The organism is uncultured Cohaesibacter sp., from assembly GCF_963556055.3.
Taxonomy (GTDB): Bacteria; Pseudomonadota; Alphaproteobacteria; order Rhizobiales; family Cohaesibacteraceae; genus Cohaesibacter.
Genome location: NZ_CAUVYE020000021.1, coordinates 154,597 through 178,022 on the forward strand (window position 1 = coordinate 154,597; position 23,426 = coordinate 178,022).

The 23,426-nt window shown below is 55.6% G+C and carries 21 protein-coding genes; 9 read left to right on the forward strand and 12 right to left on the reverse strand.

The features are described from left to right. Nucleotides 1-33: 33 nt before the first annotated feature. The 4 genes from ACHZB8_RS14960 to ACHZB8_RS14975 form a co-directional block, all read right to left on the reverse strand. Nucleotides 34-501, reverse strand: a complete 468-nt coding sequence (locus tag ACHZB8_RS14960) for a GNAT family N-acetyltransferase (protein WP_316861486.1) — start codon at nt 499-501, stop codon at nt 34-36. A gap of 93 nt (nt 502-594) precedes the next feature. Continuing rightward, nucleotides 595-1,257, reverse strand: a complete 663-nt coding sequence (locus ACHZB8_RS14965) for an aquaporin (protein WP_316861487.1) — start codon at nt 1,255-1,257, stop codon at nt 595-597. Further along, nucleotides 1,257-1,763, reverse strand: a complete 507-nt coding sequence (locus ACHZB8_RS14970; RefSeq protein ID WP_316861489.1) for an arsenate reductase ArsC — start codon at nt 1,761-1,763, stop codon at nt 1,257-1,259. The genes ACHZB8_RS14965 and ACHZB8_RS14970 overlap by 1 nt, the downstream gene beginning before the upstream one ends. Nucleotides 1,764-1,964: 201 nt before the next feature. Then, nucleotides 1,965-2,405 (reverse strand): helix-turn-helix transcriptional regulator, encoded by a 441-nt coding sequence (locus tag ACHZB8_RS14975; RefSeq protein ID WP_316861491.1) that lies wholly within the window; start codon nt 2,403-2,405, stop codon nt 1,965-1,967. Between the two features lie 389 nt (nt 2,406-2,794). Here ACHZB8_RS14975 and ACHZB8_RS14980 point away from each other — a divergent pair, with 389 nt between their 5' ends. From ACHZB8_RS14980 to ACHZB8_RS15000, 5 genes are all read left to right on the forward strand, one after another. Continuing rightward, a complete protein-coding gene (locus tag ACHZB8_RS14980) occupies nt 2,795-3,217 on the forward strand; it encodes a GNAT family N-acetyltransferase (RefSeq protein ID WP_316861494.1) in 423 nt (140 codons plus the stop codon). Between the two features lie 57 nt (nt 3,218-3,274). Further along, nucleotides 3,275-5,950: a pyruvate, phosphate dikinase gene (ppdK, locus tag ACHZB8_RS14985; RefSeq protein WP_316861495.1), complete on the forward strand. Its 2,676-nt coding sequence runs from the start codon at nt 3,275-3,277 to the stop codon at nt 5,948-5,950. A 452-nt stretch (nt 5,951-6,402) separates the two neighbouring features. After that, a complete protein-coding gene (locus tag ACHZB8_RS14990; protein WP_316861496.1) occupies nt 6,403-7,032 on the forward strand; it encodes a LysE family transporter in 630 nt (209 codons plus the stop codon). Nucleotides 7,033-7,133: 101 nt separating this feature from the next. Beyond that, a complete protein-coding gene (gene meaB / locus ACHZB8_RS14995; RefSeq protein ID WP_316861497.1) occupies nt 7,134-8,114 on the forward strand; it encodes a methylmalonyl Co-A mutase-associated GTPase MeaB in 981 nt (326 codons plus the stop codon). A gap of 832 nt (nt 8,115-8,946) precedes the next feature. Next, nucleotides 8,947-10,662, forward strand: a complete 1,716-nt coding sequence (locus ACHZB8_RS15000) for a cell wall hydrolase (RefSeq protein ID WP_394706207.1) — start codon at nt 8,947-8,949, stop codon at nt 10,660-10,662. Between the two features lie 141 nt (nt 10,663-10,803). Here ACHZB8_RS15000 and ACHZB8_RS15005 read toward each other — a convergent pair whose 3' ends face one another. The 3 genes from ACHZB8_RS15005 to ACHZB8_RS15015 all read right to left on the reverse strand — a co-directional run bounded on the left by ACHZB8_RS15005 (nt 10,804) and on the right by ACHZB8_RS15015 (nt 12,722). Continuing rightward, a complete protein-coding gene (locus ACHZB8_RS15005) occupies nt 10,804-11,196 on the reverse strand; it encodes a hypothetical protein (RefSeq protein ID WP_316861498.1) in 393 nt (130 codons plus the stop codon). Between the two features lie 187 nt (nt 11,197-11,383). Beyond that, a complete protein-coding gene (locus ACHZB8_RS15010; RefSeq protein WP_316861500.1) occupies nt 11,384-11,629 on the reverse strand; it encodes an excalibur calcium-binding domain-containing protein in 246 nt (81 codons plus the stop codon). Between the two features lie 109 nt (nt 11,630-11,738). After that, nucleotides 11,739-12,722 (reverse strand): uracil-DNA glycosylase family protein, encoded by a 984-nt coding sequence (locus ACHZB8_RS15015; RefSeq protein WP_316861502.1) that lies wholly within the window; start codon nt 12,720-12,722, stop codon nt 11,739-11,741. Nucleotides 12,723-12,833: 111 nt separating this feature from the next. On the opposite strand from ACHZB8_RS15015, the gene ACHZB8_RS15020 reads away from it, so the two are divergent. Further along, the gene (locus ACHZB8_RS15020; RefSeq protein WP_316861504.1) at nt 12,834-14,519 is read left to right on the forward strand and encodes an electron transfer flavoprotein-ubiquinone oxidoreductase; all 1,686 of its coding nucleotides are present in this window, start codon (nt 12,834-12,836) and stop codon (nt 14,517-14,519) included. A 1,034-nt stretch (nt 14,520-15,553) separates the two neighbouring features. On the opposite strand, the gene ACHZB8_RS15025 is transcribed toward ACHZB8_RS15020, so the two are convergent. Both ACHZB8_RS15025 and ACHZB8_RS15030 read right to left on the reverse strand, forming a co-directional pair. Continuing rightward, entirely contained in the window at nt 15,554-16,282 is a 729-nt protein-coding gene (locus tag ACHZB8_RS15025) for a protein phosphatase CheZ (protein ID WP_316861505.1), read from the reverse strand. A gap of 357 nt (nt 16,283-16,639) precedes the next feature. Further along, nucleotides 16,640-17,023 (reverse strand): response regulator, encoded by a 384-nt coding sequence (locus tag ACHZB8_RS15030; RefSeq protein ID WP_114009869.1) that lies wholly within the window; start codon nt 17,021-17,023, stop codon nt 16,640-16,642. Between the two features lie 575 nt (nt 17,024-17,598). Here ACHZB8_RS15030 and ACHZB8_RS15035 point away from each other — a divergent pair. Next, on the forward strand, nt 17,599-18,051 hold the full coding sequence (locus tag ACHZB8_RS15035) for a MaoC family dehydratase (protein ID WP_316861507.1): 453 nt from the start codon (nt 17,599-17,601) through the stop codon (nt 18,049-18,051). A gap of 28 nt (nt 18,052-18,079) precedes the next feature. On the opposite strand, the gene ACHZB8_RS15040 is transcribed toward ACHZB8_RS15035, so the two are convergent. Then, nucleotides 18,080-18,691 carry a DJ-1/PfpI family protein gene (locus ACHZB8_RS15040; RefSeq protein ID WP_316861508.1) on the reverse strand — a complete coding sequence of 204 codons (612 nt, stop codon included), beginning with the start codon at nt 18,689-18,691 and terminating at the stop codon, nt 18,080-18,082. A 161-nt stretch (nt 18,692-18,852) separates the two neighbouring features. Next, complete coding sequence (locus ACHZB8_RS15045; RefSeq protein ID WP_316861509.1) at nt 18,853-20,316, reverse strand: MATE family efflux transporter; 1,464 nt, start codon at nt 20,314-20,316, stop codon at nt 18,853-18,855. A gap of 352 nt (nt 20,317-20,668) precedes the next feature. Here ACHZB8_RS15045 and ACHZB8_RS15050 point away from each other — a divergent pair, with 352 nt between their 5' ends. Both ACHZB8_RS15050 and ACHZB8_RS15055 read left to right on the forward strand, forming a co-directional pair. Continuing rightward, entirely contained in the window at nt 20,669-21,184 is a 516-nt protein-coding gene (locus tag ACHZB8_RS15050; protein ID WP_316861510.1) for a hypothetical protein, read from the forward strand. A 213-nt stretch (nt 21,185-21,397) separates the two neighbouring features. Then, on the forward strand, nt 21,398-22,393 hold the full coding sequence (locus ACHZB8_RS15055; protein WP_316861512.1) for a bifunctional riboflavin kinase/FAD synthetase: 996 nt from the start codon (nt 21,398-21,400) through the stop codon (nt 22,391-22,393). A gap of 70 nt (nt 22,394-22,463) precedes the next feature. Here ACHZB8_RS15055 and ACHZB8_RS15060 read toward each other — a convergent pair whose 3' ends face one another. Continuing rightward, entirely contained in the window at nt 22,464-23,339 is an 876-nt protein-coding gene (locus ACHZB8_RS15060) for an N-acetylmuramoyl-L-alanine amidase (RefSeq protein ID WP_316861514.1), read from the reverse strand. Nucleotides 23,340-23,426: the final 87 nt, after the last annotated feature.

Consider the following 23,426-nt stretch of genomic DNA (forward strand, 5'->3'; position numbering starts at 1 on the left):
CCAATCGCTCACTTTATCGCGACCAAGGGACGCTCATGGCGCGTCATGAATGGCCAGTTTGTAGAGTCTCATCCGCTCGCCGCTCATCGAGAAGCCATCCTCGATCCGGGTCCAGCCGAAGCGCTCATAAAGCGCGTCATGTTCGGTTACCAGATACAGCGTGCTGAACGGTGTCTCTGCCAGCTGGTTGCGAGCATGGTCGAACATTTGCACACAATAGCGATTGCCCCGGTGGTCCGGTTCAACAAAGAGACAGCAGAACCAGGGATGCAGATCGTGGCGGGAAATCATGCCATTGATGACAAGTCCGTAGCAGCCGATAATCGCACCATCCCTGAGCATGAGGAAGAATTGCGGAATGGATCCGGTCTGGGGGGAAGCGTTACGAGCACAATCCAGATAGCTGTTGAAATTGCCCTCGGCTCCCCATTTGCCGTGAATATACCGCATTGCCGCTTCAAGGCCTTGCGCATAGTCCCGGCAATTTATGATTTCAATCATTGTTGGCCCTTGGTCCTTGGTCCCTGATCCTTGGCCCCTGAATGGCAGGAAAGAGGCTGCGTCTCTGAAGGCCCCAAAAAGCTGGCCAGCATTTTATTTTTCTTCGAGCAGGACACGCGAAAGCGGCAGCGCAATGAAGACGGTAGCCAGTTGCACCAGCGCAAACAAGGCGGCATCGCGCGGACAAATGCCAGCATAGCTGTCTGAAAAAATACGGCCGATGGAAACGGCCGGATTGGCAAAACAGGTCGAGGAAGTGAACCAGATCGCAGCCGTCACATAAAGCGCCACCGAGGCCGGTATCGCATCGGGTTTGAAGCGCTGGCACGTCAGGATCGTGAGCAGCAGGCCCAGAGTGGCAACCAGTTCGCCGGTCCATTGCGCAGGACCAAAATGCTCATTTCCTGAAATCTGGAAGATATCCAGCTCAAACATGTAATTGGCCAGCATGGTGCCCAGAATGCCACCCGCAATCTGGGCGAGGACAAATCGCAGCGCCTTGGGCACTGCTATCTCTCCAAGCAGAACAAAGGTCAATGTAACGGCCGGATTGAATTGAGCCCCGGAAACGGGGCGAAGCGTGGTAATCAGAACAAACAGGATCGCCGCAGGGGGCAAGGTATTTCCGAAAAGGGCTACACCGCCATTCCCATTTGAAAGCATGTCGGTCATGATGCCGGATCCGATAACGGTGCAAAGAAGAGTTCCCGTGCCCATGAATTCGGCCAGCAATTGAGCCCTTTCGGTGAATGCCATTATGTCCTGCCTTGCGTCGTCCCTGAAAAATCGCCTATTTCGCGCATCGTCTGCATGAGTTCGTCCTCGCTCATGGTCTCGATCGGGAGTGAGACGAAGCGGCCAATGCGATCAGACAATTGCGCATAAGTGGTTAAAAAAGCAAGCTGCATATCCTTGTCATCGCCAACTTCCTCTGCCGGATTGGCAATCCCCCAATGAGCAATTGCAGGATGGCCGGGCCACACCGGGCAGGATTCCTCCACCTTATGGTCGCAAACCGTAATGATATGATCCATCTCGGGGCAGCCTTCACGCGCAAATTCGCTCCAGTTCTTGGAGCGCAGGCGGCCCACATCATAGCCGAAACTCTCAAGCAGCAGGATTGCCCAGGGGTTGGGCTCGCCAACATCCTGACTGCCAGCCGAATAGGCCCTGAAACGCCCTTTTCCGATGCGGCCCAATATCGCTTCGGCCATGATGGAACGAGAGGAATTACCGGTGCATAGAAAAAGGATGTTTTTCATTTGAATTTCCCTGTGGCTCACTTGGAACTGGCTTTGCATCAATCGCAGCAGATATTGCACCCTGGCAGAGTTGGGTAACTTTTCCTCAACTCAATTCACGCGATTCTCAAAGCAGGGGCTATAAGTCAAATTGTTATGAAGCGCTATTATCCGAAGGGTGTGAAACGAGTATCCCGGCATACCCGCTGCGCTCGCCTGTCGCTACCGGTTCGGACCCTCCGTCTGGTTGTTTGCAGCCTCGTCCCGTCGGCCAGAGGTCCTGCCAGTCACCCCGCCAGTCACCCTGCCAGTTACCCCGTCAGTCACTCCAAACGCTTCGTCAGGATGCGGCATCGCATAGCCGCATTCGCGGGACAGAAATGCGATCAGTTCGGAAAGGCCTTGAGCGCGTCCAATATAGGTGATGTTGCGGCCCTGCCGTTTGGCGCAAATCAGCTCAGCCCGTTGCAAGATGGCAAGATGGGTCGACAGGGTGTTGTGCGGGATGTCGAGCAGCCTTGCGATGGTACCGGCACCAAGCCCCTCATCCCCGGCTTGGCAAAGAAGCCGAAAGACTTCAAGGCGCGTCGACTGGGAAAGCGCAGACAAGATCTGGCGTGTTCTGGTTTGCGAGGTCATGAGGGAAGGGATTGCGTGTGTCATCGACCTCACCTTTGCACCATGTCGCCAGACCGTCCATTCGCGATGCACCGGCGGCATATATGGCAGAAGCCCCAAGGTGACATTTGCAAAATCCCTGTCTTGACGATCCAGACCCTGATTGTCGAAACGGGAAAACCAGACCGATCCGGCCCTATTCTCGCGTCGAGAAATATCGACACCGAATGACAGCAGCGTGACATGTTCCTGAAAAGATCACACAGGACGCAGAACGGGTTGCTTTTGTGATGCATTGATCTTCGAAGCACGATATAACCATCCCAAAGTCTAGGTTATTTGTTCCGCCTTCCGCTTTGGCAAGGTCTTTGCTGTTTCTTATTTCACCTCGGGTTCGCTGCACATTGACAAGGATAAGACAAGCCCTCACGCAAATGGACATTAATGCAGCCTTGCGCATTGATATGGATGTTCTGGAGCATGCGGGTCGAGCCGACCATATCCGCTCCGTCGCGTTCCGCACAGGGCTGTATCTGGCGCACAAAGGCAAAGAACCGGTCGGCGACTGCTGCGTTGATTTCAATTATTTCCTTGGTCAGGCCTTTGTTTCACTGCTCATCGTCGCTCAGCCATTCCAGAAAATGGGATTTGGCTTTGCCCTGCTTGAGCATGTGGAGCGCTTGCTGGACGGGGATCTGTGGACGTCGACAAACCTGACAAACGGGCCAATGATCTCCCTGCTGCTCGGGCGCGGCTATCGCGCCTGCGGCCAGTTGGACGGACTTGACGACAGAGACCCCGAACTCTTTTTCAAAAAGAGCAAAAGGGGAGCAAAAGTGAATTTCCAGCAAGTTTGACCTTGAACTGTGGGGCAGGACAGGTAGACAAGACTGAACGTGAAAAGGAACGGAACGATGGGTCAGGCGCATCAATGGGTCTTCAAGTTTGGTGGCGGTTCCGCCGATGGCAATGCAACCATGCGCAATCTGCTGGGTAGCAAGGGGGCCAATCTGGCGGAAATGAGCAATATGAGCTTGCCTGTGCCCCCCGGTTTCACAATCTCGACAGACCTGTGCAACGCCTATTTCGCCAACGGGCATCAGTTTCCTGACGGGTTGAAAGCCCAGATCGAGGATGCAATCCGCTTTGTGGAAACGATCACCGGCAAGGGCTTTGGCGACCCCAAGTCGCCTCTGTTGCTGTCCATCCGGTCCGGCGCAAGAACCTCCATCCCCGGCATGATGGAAGCCATTCTCAATATTGGCCTGAATGACGAAACGGTCGAGGCTCTGGCGCGTCAAACCGGCGATGCCCGCTTTGCCTATGACAATTACCGCCGCTTCATCCAGAAATATAGTGATGTCGTGCTCGGCATCGATCAGGTCGAATTCGAGGAGATCATCGAGGCCTACAAGGACGAGCGCGATATTCTGCTTGATGCGGACATGTCGGCCAAGGACTGGCAATTGGTCATCACCTCTTTCAAGGCGATGATCCTTGACGAGCTTGATGATCCTTTTCCGCAGAATGTGGAGCGGCAATTGTGGGATGCCGTCGGAACCGTCTTTTCTTCCTGGATGAATGCCCGCGCCATCACCTATCGCCATTTACATGACATCCCCGAGGATTGGGGTGCCTCTGCCACAATCCAGGCCATGGTGTTTGGCAATATCAACAAACGCTCGGCTGTCGGAACCGCCTTTACCCGCAATGCCGAGACGGGAGAGAAGGCTTATGACGGGTCTTTCCTTATCAATGCACATGGCGAGGACATGCTCGCCCGCAACCGTCCGCCCCTGCCCCTGACGCGGGAAACAAGAAAGAATCATGGCTCCGAAGAGCTCAGCATGGAGGAAGCGCTGCCCGAACAGTTTCGCGAGTTCGTGGCCATATGCGACAAGCTGGAGCATCACTACAAGGACATGATGAAACTCGGATTTACCATTGAGGATGGCAAGCTGTGGATGTTGCAGGCCCGCGCTGGCAACAGGAGTCCGAAGGCAGCCTTGCGCATCGCGGTGGATCTGGCCAAGGAACGTTTGATCTCGGAGGCCGAAGCGGTCAACCGGATTGATCCGCGTTCGCTCGACCAACTGCTGCATCCGACCATCTCGGACAGCGAAAAGCGCGACATTTTCGCCAAGGGCATGGCCGCTTCACCGGGTGCCGCGTCCGGACATCTCATTTTCCAGACGAAAGACGCCGAGGAGTTTGTCAATCACGGTCGTCAGGTCATCCTGATGCGGGTTGAAACCAGCCCCGAGGATATCCACGGCATGCATATTGCCCGTGGCATCGTGACCGCACGCGGCGGGATGACCAGCCATGCTGCGGTGGTGGCACGCGGCATGGGCATTCCCTGTGTCACAGGCGCTGGCGCCCTCAATATCGACTATGACAATCAATGCGTCAAAGTGGGCTCCAAGCTGCTGCGCAAGGGGGATCTGGTTACCATCGACGGCAGCACGGGCGATGTGCTCAATGGCGACGTGCAGATGCACAACCCGGAACTGAGCGAGGAATTCGCTACCCTGATGGATTGGGTGGACAATATCCGACGCCTCAAGGTTCGCTGCAATGCAGACACACCGCAAGACGCCAAGGCGGCCCGCGATTTCGGTGCCGAAGGCATCGGGCTGTGCAGAACAGAGCACATGTTCTTTCAGGATGACCGCATTTCGGTATTCCGCGAAATGATCATTGCCACGTCGGAAGATGATCGCAAGCGAGCGATGGACAAGCTGCTGCCGCTTCAGCGGGCCGACTTCGAGGCGCTGTTCGAAACCATGGCCGGCATGCCTGTCGTTATCCGCCTGCTTGATCCGCCTTTGCATGAATTTCTTCCCAACCAGCCTGCGGATATTGCCGCAATGGCCCGCTCTCTGGGGCTTGATGTGGAAATCGTGACCGACCGGATCAATGCTTTGCATGAATTCAACCCGATGCTCGGTCACAGAGGCTGTCGCCTCGCCATTTCCAGACCGGAAGTGGTCGAAATGCAGGCGCGTGCCATGTTCGAAGCGGCCCTGAAGGCGGCCGAGAAGACAGGAGCCCCTGCGGAGCCGGAAATCATGGTCCCGCTTGTCTCGATCCAGGAAGAGCTCGAATTCGTCAAGGCCAGGATTGATTCAACGGCCAAGGCGGTGATGAAGGAAATGGGGCGGGAGCTTGCTTACAAGGTCGGCACCATGATCGAGCTGCCGCGGGCCGCCTTGCAGGCTCGCAAGATCGCCGAGAGTGCCGAATTCTTCTCTTTCGGTACCAACGATCTGACCCAGACGACCTATGGCATCAGCCGCGATGATGCCGCACGCTTCATCGCCGATTATATCCGCGCAGGAGTTCTGGAGCAGGACCCCTTCATCTCGATTGATATCGAAGGTGTGGGGGAACTGATCGAGATCGCGGCCGAGCGCGGGCGCTTTGCCCGACCGGACATCAAGCTTGGCATATGTGGCGAGCACGGCGGTGATCCGGCCTCTATTGCCTTTTGCGAACAGGTCGGGCTGGATTATATTTCCTGCTCACCCTACCGTGTGCCAATCGCCCGTCTTTCGGCGGCGCAGGCCACCTTGCGGCAGCTCAACTAGGGCATGATCCTGCTATCGGGTTCGGGAGCATGACTGCAAATCGCCGTCCTGAGCCCGGATCTCCCTGACCTGACGCCTGCTTCTGACGCCGCCTGCTTGCGTCTGCTTTTTGCACCCGCTTTTTTACGCCTACACCTGACGCCTGTCTGTTTTTTGCACTCACATTCCGACATATGCCGGGGGACGTGCGCGTCAGGCCTGTTCGAAGCATGGAGCAGCGCCGCAAGATTTGCGGTGGCAAGCAGGTCTTGCACAGGCCCTTCCGCAACATATCCTGATGAATGTAAAATTTCCGCATGATTTTGGTATTTTCGCCAAACAAACCGCAACTTATTGCGCATCTTCTGCACAAAGACTAAACTTTGCCTTGCAAATTAGCAGCCTTGCTTCCCCGATGTCGGCGGCCAAACCGCCAGATCGGGGAGCTCTTTTTGTTTGGTGTGAGCGTGATCATGTCAGGAATTTTTCTTCAAGGTGGCCTCATAGGCCTTGCCATTGCGGCACCGGTCGGGCCCATCGGACTGTTATGCATTCGGCGCACCTTGCGTGAAGGCAAGCTTGTCGGCATTGCCACCGGCATGGGGGCGGCAACCGCGGATGGCATGTATGGCATTATCGCGGCAACCGGGCTGGCGATTTCCGGCCTGCTTGTCAGCCATGGGGACTGGATGCGGCTCGGCGGTGGCCTGTTGATTCTTTATCTGGGCGTGACAACGTTCCTCAGAGGCTTCGACAGCCAGCCTCACGATCCGGCCAAGGCTCCCTCGGCTCAGGCTCCACTCAGAGCCTACGCGACCACCTTCCTGCTGACGGTTTCAAACCCGGCCACCATCATCGCCTTTATCGGCATGATTTCGGGCCTGTCGAAGGGCCTGGAACAGGGTCCCGGCGCAGCTTACTGGCTGGTCTTCGGGGTGTTTTCCGGCTCCGCGCTCTGGTGGTTCATTCTGGTTGGCATGACGTCGCTCATCCGGGGGCTGATATCAGACCATTTCATGCGCCTGATCGACTTTCTGTCGGGCCTCATTCTCTCGGTCTGGGGCCTTTCCCTCATCTGGCAAAGTGCAAAATTGTGGCTATAGGCAAGCGCCTCGGACTTTGTTTCTAAGTCTATCGTCGCTTTGGCAGGTTGATTTTTCCTATGCTATGCGAAGGAAACTCACCCCTGTTGGAGCAGTGCATCATGGCCCCGGAAACAGAAGCATCAAGCGCCCCGACGCTTCACCTCGAGGCGATCCGTCAGGGCGGGAAAAAGGCGCTCGCAAGAGCCCTCAGCCAGATCGAAGCGAAAGATGGCAGTCAGGAGGTCGCGACGCTTCTGGATGAAGCGGTGGCCTGTGCAACGGCTCATGTGGTCGGACTCACCGGTCCTCCGGGCGTCGGCAAGTCGACGCTCATCAATGCCCTCATCCGGCAATGGCGCAAGAATGGAGAGCGGGTTGGCGTCCTCGCGGTCGATCCGTCTTCGCGCTTTTCCATGGGGGCTCTTCTGGGCGACAGGACAAGGCTCGACACCGATCCGCTTGATCAGAATATTTTCGTCAGATCCATGGCGGCGCGGGACCGGCTGGGAGGCCTCTCCCATGAAGCGGTGGCCGCAATCGTCTTGATGCGGGCCCTGTTCGACAGGGTTCTGGTGGAAAGCGTCGGGATCGGTCAATCCGAAGCCGACATCGCCTTTGCCGTCGATAGCGTCGTTCTGTGCATCCAGCCCGGATCGGGCGACAGCCTGCAATTCATGAAGGCTGGCGTGATGGAGCTGCCCGATATCATAGCGGTAACGAAGGCGGACATGGAGGGGCTGGCTCGGTGTGCGAAAGCCGATGTCGAAGGGGCGCTCTCCCTTTCCAAATCAAGCGCTGCCCATTGGCGGGTTCCGGTGCTTCTCATTTCCGCACTCAAGGCAATCGGTCTTGAGCAATTGACCGTCAGCGTCGATGACCATTTGCGATACCTGAAGGCAGAGCAGAAACTCGCCGCTTTGAGAGAGAGCCAACAGAAAGTCTGGCTGGCGGACCGCATCCGTCGGAAATTTGGCGAGGTTGGTCTTGCCCAAGTCGACATTGAAACGGAAATCGATCAGGCAAAAGGTCCCTTCAAAGCAGATCAAATTCTGAGTAAAACCTTCCTCGAACGCCTTTCCGGTCCAAGTTGTTCAATATAGTAAATCGTTACCCCAAATTACCTGAAGCGCTTCTAATCAGGCGACAGCTAAAAAAACAGAAACAAATTGCGATTTGATTTGTGTAGACAAATCGTATCGGACACGCATTTATTACGGATTTGGTGAGGATTCGTTAAAAATAACTAGAAAATTTTTTTTGCGAAGTCTTTTCAAGATGAAAAAATCATAAAATAGGACGATTCTACATGAGAAAAACAAAAATTTAGGGTGATTTGATCAAGACGATCAGTTAGATTTATATCACCTGCTAGACTCTCAGGGGAGCGTCACCTTGTTTGGCTCTAGGTGTAGTGCGGACTTTCTGCGGGGACTGTTCTGACAAGCGCCCCCTTTTGTCAAAGGGCTCTTTGCTGGTTTGAGCCTGAACAATTGAGTGGACTTGCGGGTTTACTTGCCCGGACCTGAAATATCGGTCCGGGCCTTTTATTTTTTCCACTGCTGTTGGATGCCGCCTGCGGCTGCGCGCCCGTCCCGTCATAAGGATCGTGCAAGGGGCTCGGTTTTCCCGAAGCCGATTTCCCGAAACATCAGGCAAAGGGATGCGTTTGCCCCATCGCCCTCAGTTCGCCTCATTGGCACTTTAGCCAATCCTGACGGGACAATTTCACGTTAACGCTCTCTCAAGGTTAATAGCGCATTATTACACCAAGTGTTGTTTCCGTGGTCTGTGGATCATGGGACTTTGCGGCGATGTTTTTCGGGATCTCGCGTTTCCCGGATTTGCAGCAGGCACGGTGCGTTCGCGATTTCTGCGTTTTTCTGGATCTCGCGATAGAGTGTAGTAGTTGCGTATTTGGTAATTGGTGACAGAATGTCGAAAGCCACGCTCGGCAAGAAATGCCTCAGTCTGACCAACTGCCTGTTTATCGGGTCAAGTCTGGTGCTCGCTTCAGCTCAATCCCTGCATGAAGATGCGGTGTCAGAGAAACGATTGCTGTCCCTTCAGCAACAGGCATGGACAAAGGCGATTCTTGAAGGCAGCTCTGGCAGTTTGCAAAATGCAATAAAAGTCGTCGAAGCGCAGACCTTGGCAGACAAACAACTGGCCAAGGAGCGTTTGGCGGTTGCCAGATCGGCAGCCAGGTCACGCCCGATCCCTCAATCGCAAACCTATGTCCAGCTTTCCGAGGCGGCAATCGATGCCCCTGCCCCCGTCAAAGGCCCTGCAAGAGATCCTTATGCGGTCGCCAGTTTTCTGGATTTGGAAGAAGGCTTCACGGTCAATCGTGCAGCCAAATCGGATCGACGCAAGTCCTGGAAATGGGAGCCTTTCAAGGTCGCCCATGGCAGGCGTCCGATTTCGCTGAACTGGTCTGGCGCGGTCTGGTCGATGCCGAGCCTGTTTTCCGACGAGGATAATGTCCAGCTCCCCAAAATCGCTTTCGCTCCTTCCGATGACCTGAGCATGGCAATGGCGGATGCCAAGAGCTTCCTGCTGCAAGTCTCTCCGGTTGAAGATACGCCAACCCTTTACGCGCAAAACGAAACCGACCCGGCAATCACGCAACAGGGCGTGGACCCTGTCGTGACCGGCTCGACCGGCGAGGCGCTGGCCTATGCGCCATCTCCCGAGGATAGTCTTGATGCGCCCTTTTCTGCGATTCTGACGGATCAGACGGACGTGACAGAAGTGGACGATGGTCCGCTTACCGTTCTTGGTGCGGTTGAAGCCTATAACAAGAGGCTCGCCAGCAGTGGAGCGGATCAGGCGGTCCCGGCCGCCGAAGAAAGCTTTGCCTCGATTGCCCCGATAGAGGCCCTGCCGCGGCCACGCGTGCCACTGACAACACAGGTTGCCAAGGCGGAGAAAGTGATCAAGGTCAGCAAACCGCTCGACATCTCGCCTATCGTTGCCGATATCGAACCTGAACTTGCGTCGTCACCAGAGGCCGCAAGCGAAGAGGACACAAAAAAGACCGTGCCACTGACGCTGGCCAAAAGCCAGGCCCGCCGGGCGGAATTGCAGCTAGCCAGCCTGTCCGGTGATACGGACGACAAGGAAAAGAAAAAGTCTCGCTGGGCCAGTTGGTTCAATTTCTCAAGCCCGAAAAAGGCCAAGATCGACGCTCGCGGTGAGCATGACTGGATCACCAACAAGATCCCGAAATCTTCCTATACCAAGAAGCAGAAAACCTGCCTTGCCAATGCGATTTATTTCGAAAGCCGCTCAGAGCCGGAAGACGGTCAGATCGCTGTCGCGCAGGTGGTCATGAACCGGGTGAAAAACCCGACCTATCCGAACAGCATTTGCGGCGTGGTCTACCAGAATCAGCACAAACGCAATGCCTGCCAATTCTCCTTTGCCTGTGACGGCATCGCTGACCGCGTGCGCTCCAAGAAAGCATGGGATCTGGCATGGGATATCGCCAACCGGGTTGTGAAGGAAGAAGTCTGGCTGAAATCTGTCGGTTCTTCTACCCATTACCACGCAACCTATGTGCGTCCGAAGTGGGCGAGCTCTATGAAAAAGCTCAAAAAGATCGGCCTGCATATCTTCTATCGCACCTATGGCGGCGGCTGGAGCTAGAGCCAATCGGTGTTCTCATCTCGCCTTCAGGCAGCAAAAAGCGGGCATCACATGGCCCGCTTTTCTATTTGTGTTTCGGCATGGCAGCTTTTGGGCGATGAACCCGCCAGGAAAATGGCGGCGGGCGTGAACGGAGGCGGCCTACTTCCTTTTTTCCATCCACAGCATGCGAAGGCACGCCAAGAGCATAAGCAGGCCGAACAATGCTTCGGCTCCCATTGGCATCAAGGTGCCATCACCGGCAAAGCCTCGGCTCCATTCAAATGCGCTTTCCGACGCCATGGCAAGCCAGCCGATGGCCATGACCAGGCTCAGGGCCATGAGCTGCCGACCCTTCACTTTCCAGGCCATCACAAGCCCGAACAGACCGGCCACCAGAAACAGGATGCCTGCGCGGCGGGCGATCATTTCCGCCGAGGCACTTTCAGGAATGCCAAAACCGGCAATGATCGCTTCGGGCATGGCAAGCAATTGATAGAAAAGGAAAAGCTGCAACAGGGAAGACAGCACGAGCACAACTCTCAAAAGTTTCATGTCAAAAATCCAGATTATCCGATGGAATAAAAGCAAGAGGGAAACCGTTTCCCTCGCGAGCCAATAGCACAGCTTGCCGCTGGGGCCAAAAGGCTTCATTGCCACGCGACATTGTATCACTGTCTTGCTATTCCGCATGAAGGATGGAAGGTGTAAGCCTGAAGCGGGACCTCAAGTCCGGCATGCTCTAGCGACCTGCGGCGAGACGCTTTTTATATTGGCTCATGGTCTTGCCACACAGTTTTTCGCAAGGAATGCCATCATTGTCACCGTCTCGGCGGCTGTGCCCGCAGACCTTGAAATAGTAGGTTGCTTCCTTGCAACTCTTCATTTGAGAGCAGGTTTTCTGGCGCGCACAGCTTTGCGCCATGGCGACCTCGAACGGTAGCGTGAAGAGAAAGGCAAGCAGCAGCATTTTGATGAGTTGAGCCATGGGAGCCACTCTATCAAATTGTGCATTTTGCAGCCACACACCCAAAATTGAGGGCAGTTGCAGTGCTTCACGTCATTGCACGGCACCGCTTGATCTTTGCCAATGGCGGCTAGCCATTTTCCTTTGCAAGCATCTTGAGCTTGGCGGCGACTTCCAGCAGATCTTGCCAGGCGGCACGCTTCTGGGCGGGGGTGCGCAGCAGGAAGGCCGGATGCAGCGTGGCCATTGCCGGAATGTCGCGTTCAGGCAGATCGGAGCCACCGACCGCGTAGCTTTTCCACCGTCCCCGCAGACGCATGATGCCGTCTTTCGATCCAAGCAATTGCTGAGCTGCGGTGCCACCCAGAAAGACCAGGATTTTCGGGTTGACCAGCTCGATATGCCGGTGAATGAAGGGTTGCATCAATTCCTGTTCGTCAAGACTGGGCTTGCGGTTGCCCGGCGGACGCCATGGCAGAATATTGGTGATATAGGAATTGGTCCGATCCAGATTGACTGCGGTCATCATCTTGTCGAGCAATTGCCCGGCCCGGCCAACAAAGGGCACGCCTTGCAAATCCTCATCCCGGCCCGGCGCTTCGCCGACAAACATCACATCGGCATCTGGATTGCCGTCGCCAAAGACCAGCGACTTGGCCGAAAGCTTCAGGCTGCATCCGTCAAAGGCAGCCACGGCCCTGTGCAATTCTTCAAGGCTTCTGGCCTGACGGGCGATCTCGCGGGTATCATCAACGGAGGCCACCACTCCGACTCTCGCAGCCTGCCTTGGAGCCGGAGCCCCCTCGCCGCCAGCCTGATTTGGGGCAGATGAGCCAGCCTGATGCACATCATTGTGCGATGCAGCATTGTACGAAGGGCGGGATTGATCCGAAGGGGCCTCAGGGTTTAGCCTTCCATAAGGACTAGAAGCGGAGGAAGACTGCCCTTTTGGTGACATTTTTTCAGATTTGACTGCCTGCCGTGATCTTGCGTGAGCCTGACTCTCCTCAAAGCGATTTTGCGGCGCATCATCGAGTGCACAATCCGCACCCACCGCCTCGTACCATTCGAGGAGCGCTTTCAGATCATGAGCTGTTGTCACCATATTATGCATATTCAACACTTGGATTCGGTCTTCACTTTCCGCTAATGATACTCTTATAGGGCCAACTGCAAATGCTGTCGATAGGATCTCCTTCGACTGAAGACTGAAAAGGACCGGCAGGTGACAGAGATGATGGAACTTCCCGAGCGGGAAAGCATGGAATTTGATGTTGTGATCGTTGGCGCGGGGCCTGCTGGCCTGTCTGCGGCCATTCGCATCAAGCAATTGGCAGAAGAAGCGGGCGAAGACATCTCGGTGGTGGTGCTTGAAAAAGGCTCAGAGGTTGGCGCGCATATCCTTTCAGGGGCCGTGATCGATCCGGCGGCGCTCACCCGTCTGATCCCGGACTGGAAAGAGGATGACAGCTGCCCGCTGAAAGTGGCTGTCAAGAAAGACAGATTTCGTCTTCTGGGCTCGACAGGAGGGATGTCCATTCCCGGTCTGCTGATGCCGCCTTTCATGAACAATCATGGCAATTACATCATCTCTCTTGGCAATCTCTGCCGCTGGCTGGCCGAAAAGGCCGAGGGCATGGGCGTCGAGATCTATCCCGGATTTGCAGCCGCCGAGTTGCTCTATGACGAGGACGGTGCGCTTCGGGGCGTTGCCACCGGCGACATGGGCATTGACAAGGATGGTCAGCCCAAGGACACCTATATGCGGGGCATGGAATTGCTCGGCAAATATACCCTCATCGGGGAAGGCGTGCGCGGCTCGCTCGCCAAGCAGCTGATCGCCAAATACAGCCTCGACAAGGATTGCGATGTGCCGAAATTCGGCATCGGCATCAAGGAAATCTGGGATGTCGATCCGGCCAAGCATCAGGAAGGTCTGGTCGAACACAGCTTCGGTTGGCCACTGGACAACAGCACGGGTGGCGGCTCCTTCATCTATCATATGGAAAACAATCAGGTGGCTGTGGGGCTTGTGGTCTATCTCAACTACAAAAACCCCTATCTCTCACCGTTTGAGGAATTCCAGCGCTTCAAGACCCATCCGCTGGTCAAGGATGTCTTTGCTGGTGGCAAGCGGGTTGCCTATGGTGCGAGATGCATCGCAGAAGGCGGCTATCAATCAGTGCCGCGTCTGAGCTTCCCCGGTGGTGCACTTGTCGGCTGTGCGGCTGGCTTCATCAATGTGGCCCGCATCAAGGGCATCCATAACGCCATGGATTCGGGCATGCTGGCAGCATCCGCGCTTGTCGATGCGCTCAAGGCAGGCCGCGCCAATGATGATCTGGTCGCCTTTGAAGAGAGCTGGCGCAAGAGCCCGATTGGCAAGGATCTCGTCAAGGTTCGCAATGTCAAACCGCTTTGGTCGAAATTCGGCCTGTTTGTCGGCGTTGGGCTCGGCGGGCTCGACATGTGGCTCAATCAGTTGTTCGGCTTCTCGCCATTCGGCACCATGAAGCATGGCAAGACGGATGCCCAGAGCACCCTGCCCGCGTCCCAATGCAAGCCGATAGACTATCCAAAGCCGGATGGTGTCCTGACCTTTGATCGCCTCAGTTCTGTCTATCTGTCCGGGGCCAATCATGAAGAGGATCAGCCCTGCCATCTGGTGGTCAAGGACGAGGCTTTGCAGAAAAGCTCAGAGCATGACGTTTATGGCGGACTGTCCGCACGCTTCTGCCCGGCAGGTGTTTATGAATGGGTCGAGGATGACGCCAATCCCGGCCAGATGAATTATGTCATCAACGCAGCCAACTGCGTCCATTGCAAGACGTGTGACATCAAAGACCCGAACGGAAATATCACATGGACAGTCCCAGAAGGCGGCGGGGGGCCGACCTATCCGAACATGTGAGGATGTCACACATCTTGCCGCGATAGGCTTGTCTTGCGGCCTTGCCGCAAGGCCTATCTGGTGACATCAAAGACCCGAATGGAAATATCACATTCTTCGCCGATAGACTGATCTCGCAGCCAGGCTGCGAGGTCTATCTTGGGACAGTCCCAGAAGGTGGCGGGGGGCCGACCTATCCCAACATGTAAGGATGTCACACATCTTGCCGCGATAGGCTTGTCTTGCGGCCTTGCCGCAAGGCCTGTCTGGTGACATCAAAGCCCCGAACGGAAATATCACATTCTTCGCCGATAGACTGATCTCGCAGCCAGGCTGCGAGGTCTATCTTGGGACAGTCCCAGAAGGCGGCGGGGGACCGACCTATCCTAACATGTAAGGATTTGCACCCTAACAAGGAAAGGCCCTTGCAGAATCCTGCAAGGGCCTTTTTCTCGCTTGTGAGGCAGGAGACACACTCGCTTCTCGGTCAACCTTCCAGCCGGCCAGACAGAAAATCCCCATCTGAGGAGATAACAAAGGCTCATCTATCGATGCGTATGTTTCAGAGTTGAATCATGTTAGACTTGTTTCCACGTCTAACTGCTTGGAGGGAAGACATGTTTGCGAATATCTACTGGGTTGCCTTCGGTATCGTCCTCGCTATCGGCGTCTTCTGGCTTGCGATGAACTGGATCAAGTCTCCGCGTGAGTCACGATCAAAACGAGATTAGCAGCTCTCAAGTGTCACTGGCTTTGGCGGCATTCTCTCTGAAGCCTTGGCCAGCGCCCGCGAGGCCCTCGCAACCCTCGGATTTCCATCACTGTCTTGCAATGCTCCCCGGATCGGCAGGCCAGACATTGGCCCGCGTGCCAAATGTGTCGGGAGTCTTTCGGCTAGGAAGTGTCCGTCCGGGGTCTCACCGAGCGGGGGCCCGCCTGTTTGCGGACAAACGGCGGGAAGGCTCGCACTCCCCGGCCCCCAAACAGAAAAACCGGATCGAATGATCCGGCCTTTCATGTCCTCGCTCCCACATGTCACTTGTCCTGTTGGCCGATCAGCCGAACAGTGCGTCGATATCGTCCTGATTGCTCTCGCCGTCATCCTTATCGTCTTTCAGCTTCTTGTTGCTGAAATCGAGATCGGCCAGCATGGCATCCACCTCATTTTGGTCAACGCCTTCGCCTGCATGCTGAGGTCCGTGCAGGATGAGTTCGCGCTTGCGACGATCTTCTTCGGTTTCCTCGATCGCGGCGTCTGCAACATCCTGCATTTTCATGCGCTCGATGAAAGTGGATACGCGTTTGTCGATCGCGTTCAAGGCATTGACGACCTTGGAAATACGCTGACCGGTAATGTCCTGGAAGGAACAGGCTTCAAAAATCTCGATGATCTTGTCATTGACCAACGCCTGATAGGCATCACTGTCGCTGGTATCAGCGCCCATGATTTCTTCAGCCGAAGACATGATAACGTTGGTTGCCGACTCGGTTGCCTCAACGACGGCGTCCAGTTCGCGACCCGCATCGGGGATGGCAGCATGGCGCATCTCGGCCGGACGCAACGCAGCGATCTCCGTTTTCATCGAGGAAATCTCGTTCGCAATGGCGGTGAACTCCTGATAGAGCGACTGATCCATGGCCTGCAAATAGGAATCAAGGCTATCGGCCATCATTTCGGCCAAAGACATGATATCATTCAAGGACACCTCATGCCCTTTATTCTCTTCAAGAAAAGCAACAAGTTGCGCAACCTTGTTTGCACTGATCTGGTCTGCTTTCACCATTTTTCTGTCCCTTCTGGGTAAATTCATCCTCTTTTAGCTGAACGGACGAAGCGTTTCTGGCTTCTATGGTCCTGATCACCTAAAGCGCCTTTTCCGTTGCGATGACCCAACAGAAGACAGGCGTTCCCGTTTCCCCGTTGCAAGTATCAGCGGGGAGCTTGCCCATTCAGACAGATTCGGTCTGGGCTTGTTTCATCTTCCGGCTGCTTTCTGCGCCGGGATGGATGTGTTTGTTTTTGCAGAGAGCGCGCCGGGCATGCAAGCCCGGCTCTCTGGCCCAACCAAACAATCAAAAACTCTTCATTCCGGCATCGCCCAATCCACGCGGCGATCCTGCCGAAACAGATCTACGCGGCTTTAGTTGTCGAAGACTGCGTCGATTTTGGTTTTCAAGGTCGCTGCGTTGAACGGCTTAACGATGTAGTTGTTCACACCGGCCTTTTTGGCAGCAATCACGTTTTCAGTCTTGGATTCCGCCGTCACCATGATAAATGGTGTTTTCGACAGGCTGTCACTTGCCCGAACCTGTTTGAGCAGTTCGTAACCGGTCATTGGTTCCATGTTCCAGTCGGAAATGACCAGACCGTAGCGGCGATCCTGCATCTTGGCCAGCGCCTCGGTGCCATCAGCGGCATCATCTACATCTTCAAAACCCAGCTGCTTCAGCAAATTCTTGATAATGCGGATCATGGTCTTGTAATCGTCGACGACCAGAACCGGCATAGAAAGATCGAGGGCCATTTGTTTACTCCAAACTCACACTGCGTTTCCGCATTGGCATTGCGGATTTTTCGACTTTTTAGACTGTTGGTCTTACTTCTTGTTCAGGGATTCTACTCCCCTGACCTGAAACACAGACTAGCCCAAGGATTTAAAAAACCGGTTAATTGCACTTACAGCCAAAACTTTCGTCTGGGTCAAAATACACCCGTTTTGATAGAAAAATATCGGAATTTGCTTCAAAATTTACTGAGTCGTAGTAATTCGTTCAGAGTTCACTAACCTTTATTTCGATTAACCATAAAAGACCTTTTGTTCAGACAGTTATACAAGCAGCCAGCTTGATTTTTCGAAGAACGGGAAATCTGTTCAACCGCGTCTTCTATCCCTCTACCGGGAGCCCGGTGCATTGTTAGTGTTTTATCACCCCGGTTGTTTTGGTCGCAGCGTCGCCACACGATATTTGTGCTGCACATGCGCACAATTGCTGCATTGCAAAAGTTCCGACTAATCGATACATCTCTTGATCAGGAAGGGCCGGTGCCAAGTCTGAGCCATGGGGAGACCGGCCTTGAGGAAGGGGAAAAGAGAGGATCATGTCGGCACCACTGGAAGGCGTCAGCGCCAGAACCGTCTATTACGAGGACACCTTTATCGGGCAATGCGAGAGTTTCAACCATATCGTCAGCGATGAGGATATCGCGGCATTTGCCACTGTTTCGGGAGATCACAATCCGGTGCATGTGGACAAGGCCTATGGCGAGGCCAGTCGTTTTGGCGGCAATATCGCTCATGGACTTTATACCGCCAGCCTGTTCTCGGCCATTCTGGGAATGCGTTTGCCTGGTCCGGGGGCCATCTATATTTCCCAGACACTGCAATTCAAGGCCCCTGTTCGTCCCGGCGACAATGTCAAAGTCAGCGCGACGGTCAAGGACATGTCGGACAAGGGACGTCGTGTAACGCTGGAATGTCTCGCCGAGGTTGATGGGCAAGTCGTTCTTTGCGGTGAAGCAAAGGTCATGGCTCCCAAAAAGCCAGCGGCTTGATCCTGCTCTTGAAAAAGACCGGCTGCGCTCAGGCGGTTTGATAGCCCGAGCGCGTCCAGTCAAATTCCATTTGGCCGGCGGTCTGTTCCGCCAGCGCGCGCGAATGAAGCCGCTCTACCATATAGAGAGCCATGTCGATGCCTGCGGAAATGCCTGCCGAGGTGACAAGAGCGCCATCCTCGACCCAGCGAACCCTTTCATGAACATGGATAGCCGGATAGCGTTTTTTGAAGTCTGGGATGTCCTCCCAATGGGTGGTGACGGTCTTGCCATCGATCAGCCCGGCCTCGGCCAGAAGAAAGGCACCCGTGCAAACAGAGCCGAGCAGGGACAGGTCAGAGGCCTGTTTTCTGATCCAGTCAAGAAGAGGGCCATTTTCCAATTGGGGCTCATGCACCCCGCCGGGCACGAGCAGGCAGTCAAGGGCCGGATGGGTGGCAAAGTCATGATCAGGCAGGACGCGATAGCCAGCCCTTGCCACAACCGGTTCACTGGAGGAGGCAATCAGCACAGGCTGATAGACGAAACTCTCGCCCAGCTTTTCGGCCACGCGAACGGCGGTCGTGAATACCTCGAATGGACCGCTGAAGTCGAGCACTTCGACATTCTCATAAAGAAGGATCCCGATTCTTCTGGTCATTCGTCATTCTCCCTGTTTCAGATCGCTTCGGAGCGGGCCGCGATCATGACACAAGGATTGAGAGCTGACCACAGGCATTCAAAATGCCCCGCGCCAGAGGTCAGGTGTGCCGAAGGCCCCTATTCGCAGGTGCCGCCCTTCGAGCTGACCCCGCCGAGGGATCAGGCTGCAACACGAACCGGCCTCATCCCGTCGACAAGGCCCAGTTTTTCGCGATTGATGAAGCGATAGGCCAGCGCGACGGCGGTGACGGCCAGACCAATGCCCAGCCCCAGCCAGATCCCCTCCCCTTCCCAGCCAAGCGTGAAACCGAAGAAATAGGAAATGGGCAGCCCGCACAGCCAATAGCCAACGACCGCGATGATCATCGGTATCTTGGTGTCGCTGAGACCACGCAAGGCACCGGCCATCATGGCCTGCAATCCATCCACCAGCTGGAAGAAACCGGCATAGAGCAGATAGCTCACGGCCAAGGTAAAGGGCACAGCATTGGCCGGATCGTTCGGGTCCAGGTAAAGACTGATCAGGAAATGCGGGAACAGAAGGAAGCTGGCGCAGCTCATCGAATTGAACAGCCCCACGATGACAACAGAGATCCACCCGGCCCGCCTTATGCCCTCGAAACAACGTGCGCCATAGGCAAGGCCGGTGCGCACCGTTGTCGCCTGGCTCATGCCAAGCGGCACCATGAAGGCGAGCGAGGCAAGCTGAACCGCCACCGTATGGGCGGCCATCTGATCGGTGCCCAGCCAGCCCATCAGGAAGACGGCGGAAGCGAAAAAGGCGACTTCCACCATGACCATCAGGCCGATCGGGATGCCGACGCGCAGAATTTCGAAAAAGCGCGGCCAGTCTGCCTTCCAGAAACGGGCAAAAATGTCATATCTGCGATAGTTCTCTTTGAAGGCGACATAAAGCACGAGCAGGATGAAGACGAAGGTCTGGACGATGGATGTCGCAATGCCAGCCCCCGCAAGACCGAGAGCCGGAAAACCGAATTTGCCGAACATCAGCACATAGTTGCCTGCAAAATTGACAAAGAAGCTGGCGATGGTTGTCACCAGAATAATGCGCGTTTCACTATGAGCGGTAACCAGACTGCGCAAGGCAACGAAACCGAGCGAGGGGAAAACACCCAAGGCCGCATAATCAAGATAGCCGGACGCTTCTCTTGCGATGTGTGGCATCTGACCACCCCAGGCAAAAATCACCTCGCTTTGATAGAGAATGCCCATGATGACCGCAGCGACCAGACCGGCGACCCAGATGCCCTGACGGGCCGAACGGCGCACCGATGTGATGTCTTTGGCACCGATTGACTGTGCGACCATGGGACTGACCGCAGTCAAGGCACCAATGCCGAACACGGCAGTGGGGTGCAACAGGGAGGCGGCCAGCGATCCGGCGGCCAGAGCTTCACGCCCGAGCCAACCCATCATGATGACATCGGTAATCTGAAGAGAGAATTGGGCCAACTGCGCCAGAACGAGCGGCCAGGCAAGGCTGAGTGTTGCCTTGAATTCCTCTCCCCAGGAAATGGGAGCGACTTGATTGTCACGTGTCTCCGGGCTTGACAGAATTTCGGTGTCGGGTTTCCCCCCCTGCCCTTGTGGCCGGTTCGTCATGGTGTCACCAGAATTTGAAAATCGTCCAGTAGATCAACCGTTCGACGGGAAAAGGCGATAGCCCTCCCAGTTGGCGGCAGAGCGCCGCACTCGCCCGGTTCTGGACCCTTGCGTGTTGTTCGGAAGGCCCACCCTAAACGGCTTGTGGCGTGCTGTATAGCCCCAATTCGATCAATCCCGTCCTTTTGCAACCCTTCCTTGAGCCTTCGCCCTTGCAAAGTCTCATGGGATAAAAAAAACTGGCAACCACGTCTGTCACATTATAGAAATGCGAGAGGTCTTTGTTATAGAGAAGCGGAATGTGAGAACGCCTTGCGAGCCGCCGCTTTTGCCTGAACGAAAAGAGGTCATCATGGGAAGCTCAATGCGTTTTCTGCTGTCTGCCGCAAGTCTTGCGATGGTGCTGGCAGGTTGCCAAAGCATCGAAACCAGCATGGGAGACATGGGCGATGTCCTCTCGTCCGAACCGACCATCACCGGTGAGGTTCAGTGGGGCTTTGCAGCAAGAAGCGGCGATGTGGTCTTCGTGGCCTTGCAGGAAGCAAGGGGCACGTTGCGCTCCGTCGAGATCGTGGCGGCTCCGGGCGTCAAGCATGTTTCCTTTGGCCTGAAGGCGTCAACAGCGGACCGAACCAGATGTCAGGCAGGCGGCACCTGCCGCTATCTGGCCGAGCTGCGCAATGGCGAAACCGTCATGGCAACAGGCTTTGCCTATTACACGACCTCTTCGCACCCGGTAATCGAGATCAGCCCGGCGGGCTTTGCTCCCGAGACCGGAGATCTACCGCTCAAATCTGGCGCTCAACCGAATGTCCAACCGGTCAAGACCGGCAATTTGCAGCCGCTTCCCAAGCCGGTCTATCAATAGCCCATTGTTCAAGACCGTGCCTTGAAATCATTCAGTTAACCGGGTCAGATCATTCCTTGATTTGATCCCGGAAAGCGCTATATCAAATCATGCTCTTGACCTCGGGCCAGGAGTTGTGCACCTTCGCCGCACATTTCTCAGCGCATTTTCTCGATCCGCCCTTCCTTGTGAAGCATCACGGACCATGCGTCCAGCAACATGGAGCCGCCTGAAATGATGGCCATGACATCGTCTTTTGTTGATATCAAGCACCCTGAGCAGCCATTGCCCGATCAGCTCAAGGGGGGCGTTGTCGCCATTGGCAATTTCGACGGCATGCATCGCGGTCATCAGGCGGTACTCGAAGATGCGCTTCAGGAAGCCAGACAAAAGGGGTTGAAGGCCATTGCGCTGACCTTCGAGCCACACCCGAGAACCCTGTTCCGCCCGGACAGACCCATATTCCGCCTCACGCCACACGAGGAGAAGGCCAGAATCGCCCATGCACTGGGGCTCGACGGCATGATCTCGATGGCGTTCGACCAGACCTTTTCTTCCCAGTCACCGGACAAGTTCTTCCATGACATGCTGATCGAAGGCCTTGACGCCAAACAGGTGATCGCGGGGTATGACTTCCATTTTGGCAAGAACCGGACCGGCAATCCCGATTATCTCAGGCAAAAGGGTGCCGCGCAGGGCATTGACGTAACCATCGTCGACATGAAGACGGACCGGTCAGGGGACGCCGTTTCCTCGACCCGCGTGCGTCAGGCGCTTGAGGACGGGGTGGTCGAGACAGCCAACCGGCTGCTTGGCTATCGCTTTTTCTTCTCCGGCGTGGTGATCCATGGTGCCAAGAATGGCCGCAAGCTGGGCTATCCGACCGCCAACATGGCGCTGCCGGACAATTGTCGCCTGTGCGAAGGGGTCTATGCGGTCAAGTTCATCCGCGCCAATGGCTCGGTGCATCACGGGGTGGCAAGCTTTGGCCGTCGACCGATGTTCGACAACGGACCGCGAGTCTTCGAAGTGCATGTATTTGACTTTGACGACAATCTCTATGGTGAAGAAGTCCGGGTCGTGTTGCATGACTATCTGCGCCCGGAAATGAAGTTCAATGGTCTGGATGGTCTCATCAAGCAGATGGATACGGACAGTGTCCAGGCGCGCGCGATCCTGCGCTATTCCGAACCACTCTCGGAGCTTGATGCCAGACTTTGGAGCGCCTGAGACTTTGGAACGCCTTGCCGGTCTTTTTGAAGATCACCGGCAAGGCGCTTTTCAAGTCCGACACCCCGCACTAGTGAAGGGTTGCCGAGCATGGAGCCTCGATCAATGTGCCACTGATCCAGCCTTGCTGATCGCCAGCTTCAACCAGATGCCAAATCTCGGACTGCCCCAGAGGCTTGTAGTGGCCCGAGCGGATGATCTCGACGGGGGTTCCCTTTGCCAAGACCGCGATGACATTGTCATGATAGGACGGCCAGCGGCGCAGATTGGCGTCGGCAAGCAGGATCGAGGAAACCTCGTCCTCACGCTCCGCTCCGAGCAATCTGGTGCGCAGGGCATCCAGCGGGAAGAGCGGATTGGGATCGATCTTGCGACCAGGTGAAATTTCCCAATGCCCGGCAATGAAAGAGAGATCATATTTGCCGATGAGGGCGGCGCAAAGATGTGTGACTGTGCGGATCTGGGCGGAGCTATAGTCGAGCCACCAGCCCTTGCCGTGGGCGCGGCTTGCGGCAAAGGAAAAGGAAAATCCGTCGGTCCCATCCCAGTAGGAGCCCTTGAACCAGGGCTGGAAAGAGCCGTCCCGCTGTTTGCTGCATTTGCCCAGATTGACCATTTCGATACCGAAGGCGAAGACGTTGACGTCCCTCTGCCCCTGATAGCTGCTTTTACCCGCATGCCAGGCGCGACGCTCAAAACCCACCTGCTGGGTCACGGATCCATCGCGCTCGACCACAAGATGGGCCGACGCTCTGGCCTCGGAAGAGAGAAACCAGCCAACGGCATTGCCCTTGTCGAGGCGGCCTGCGGTATCATGAATGATGATGCCGCGCGGCGCAAAATCCCCCGACTGGTTCGGCGAACGCAGAAATGGCACAGGCTCATTTCCTGTAAAGAGGCGATGGTTGCGGATGGAAAATGGGTTGGTCGGGAATTGGTTGATCATTTGGGAGGCTCCCCTTGTTGCGAATATCAATCACGGCAAGCCTCTCACGGAGAGCAAAGGCGGGGATTATTGGGATTTGTCGAGGCA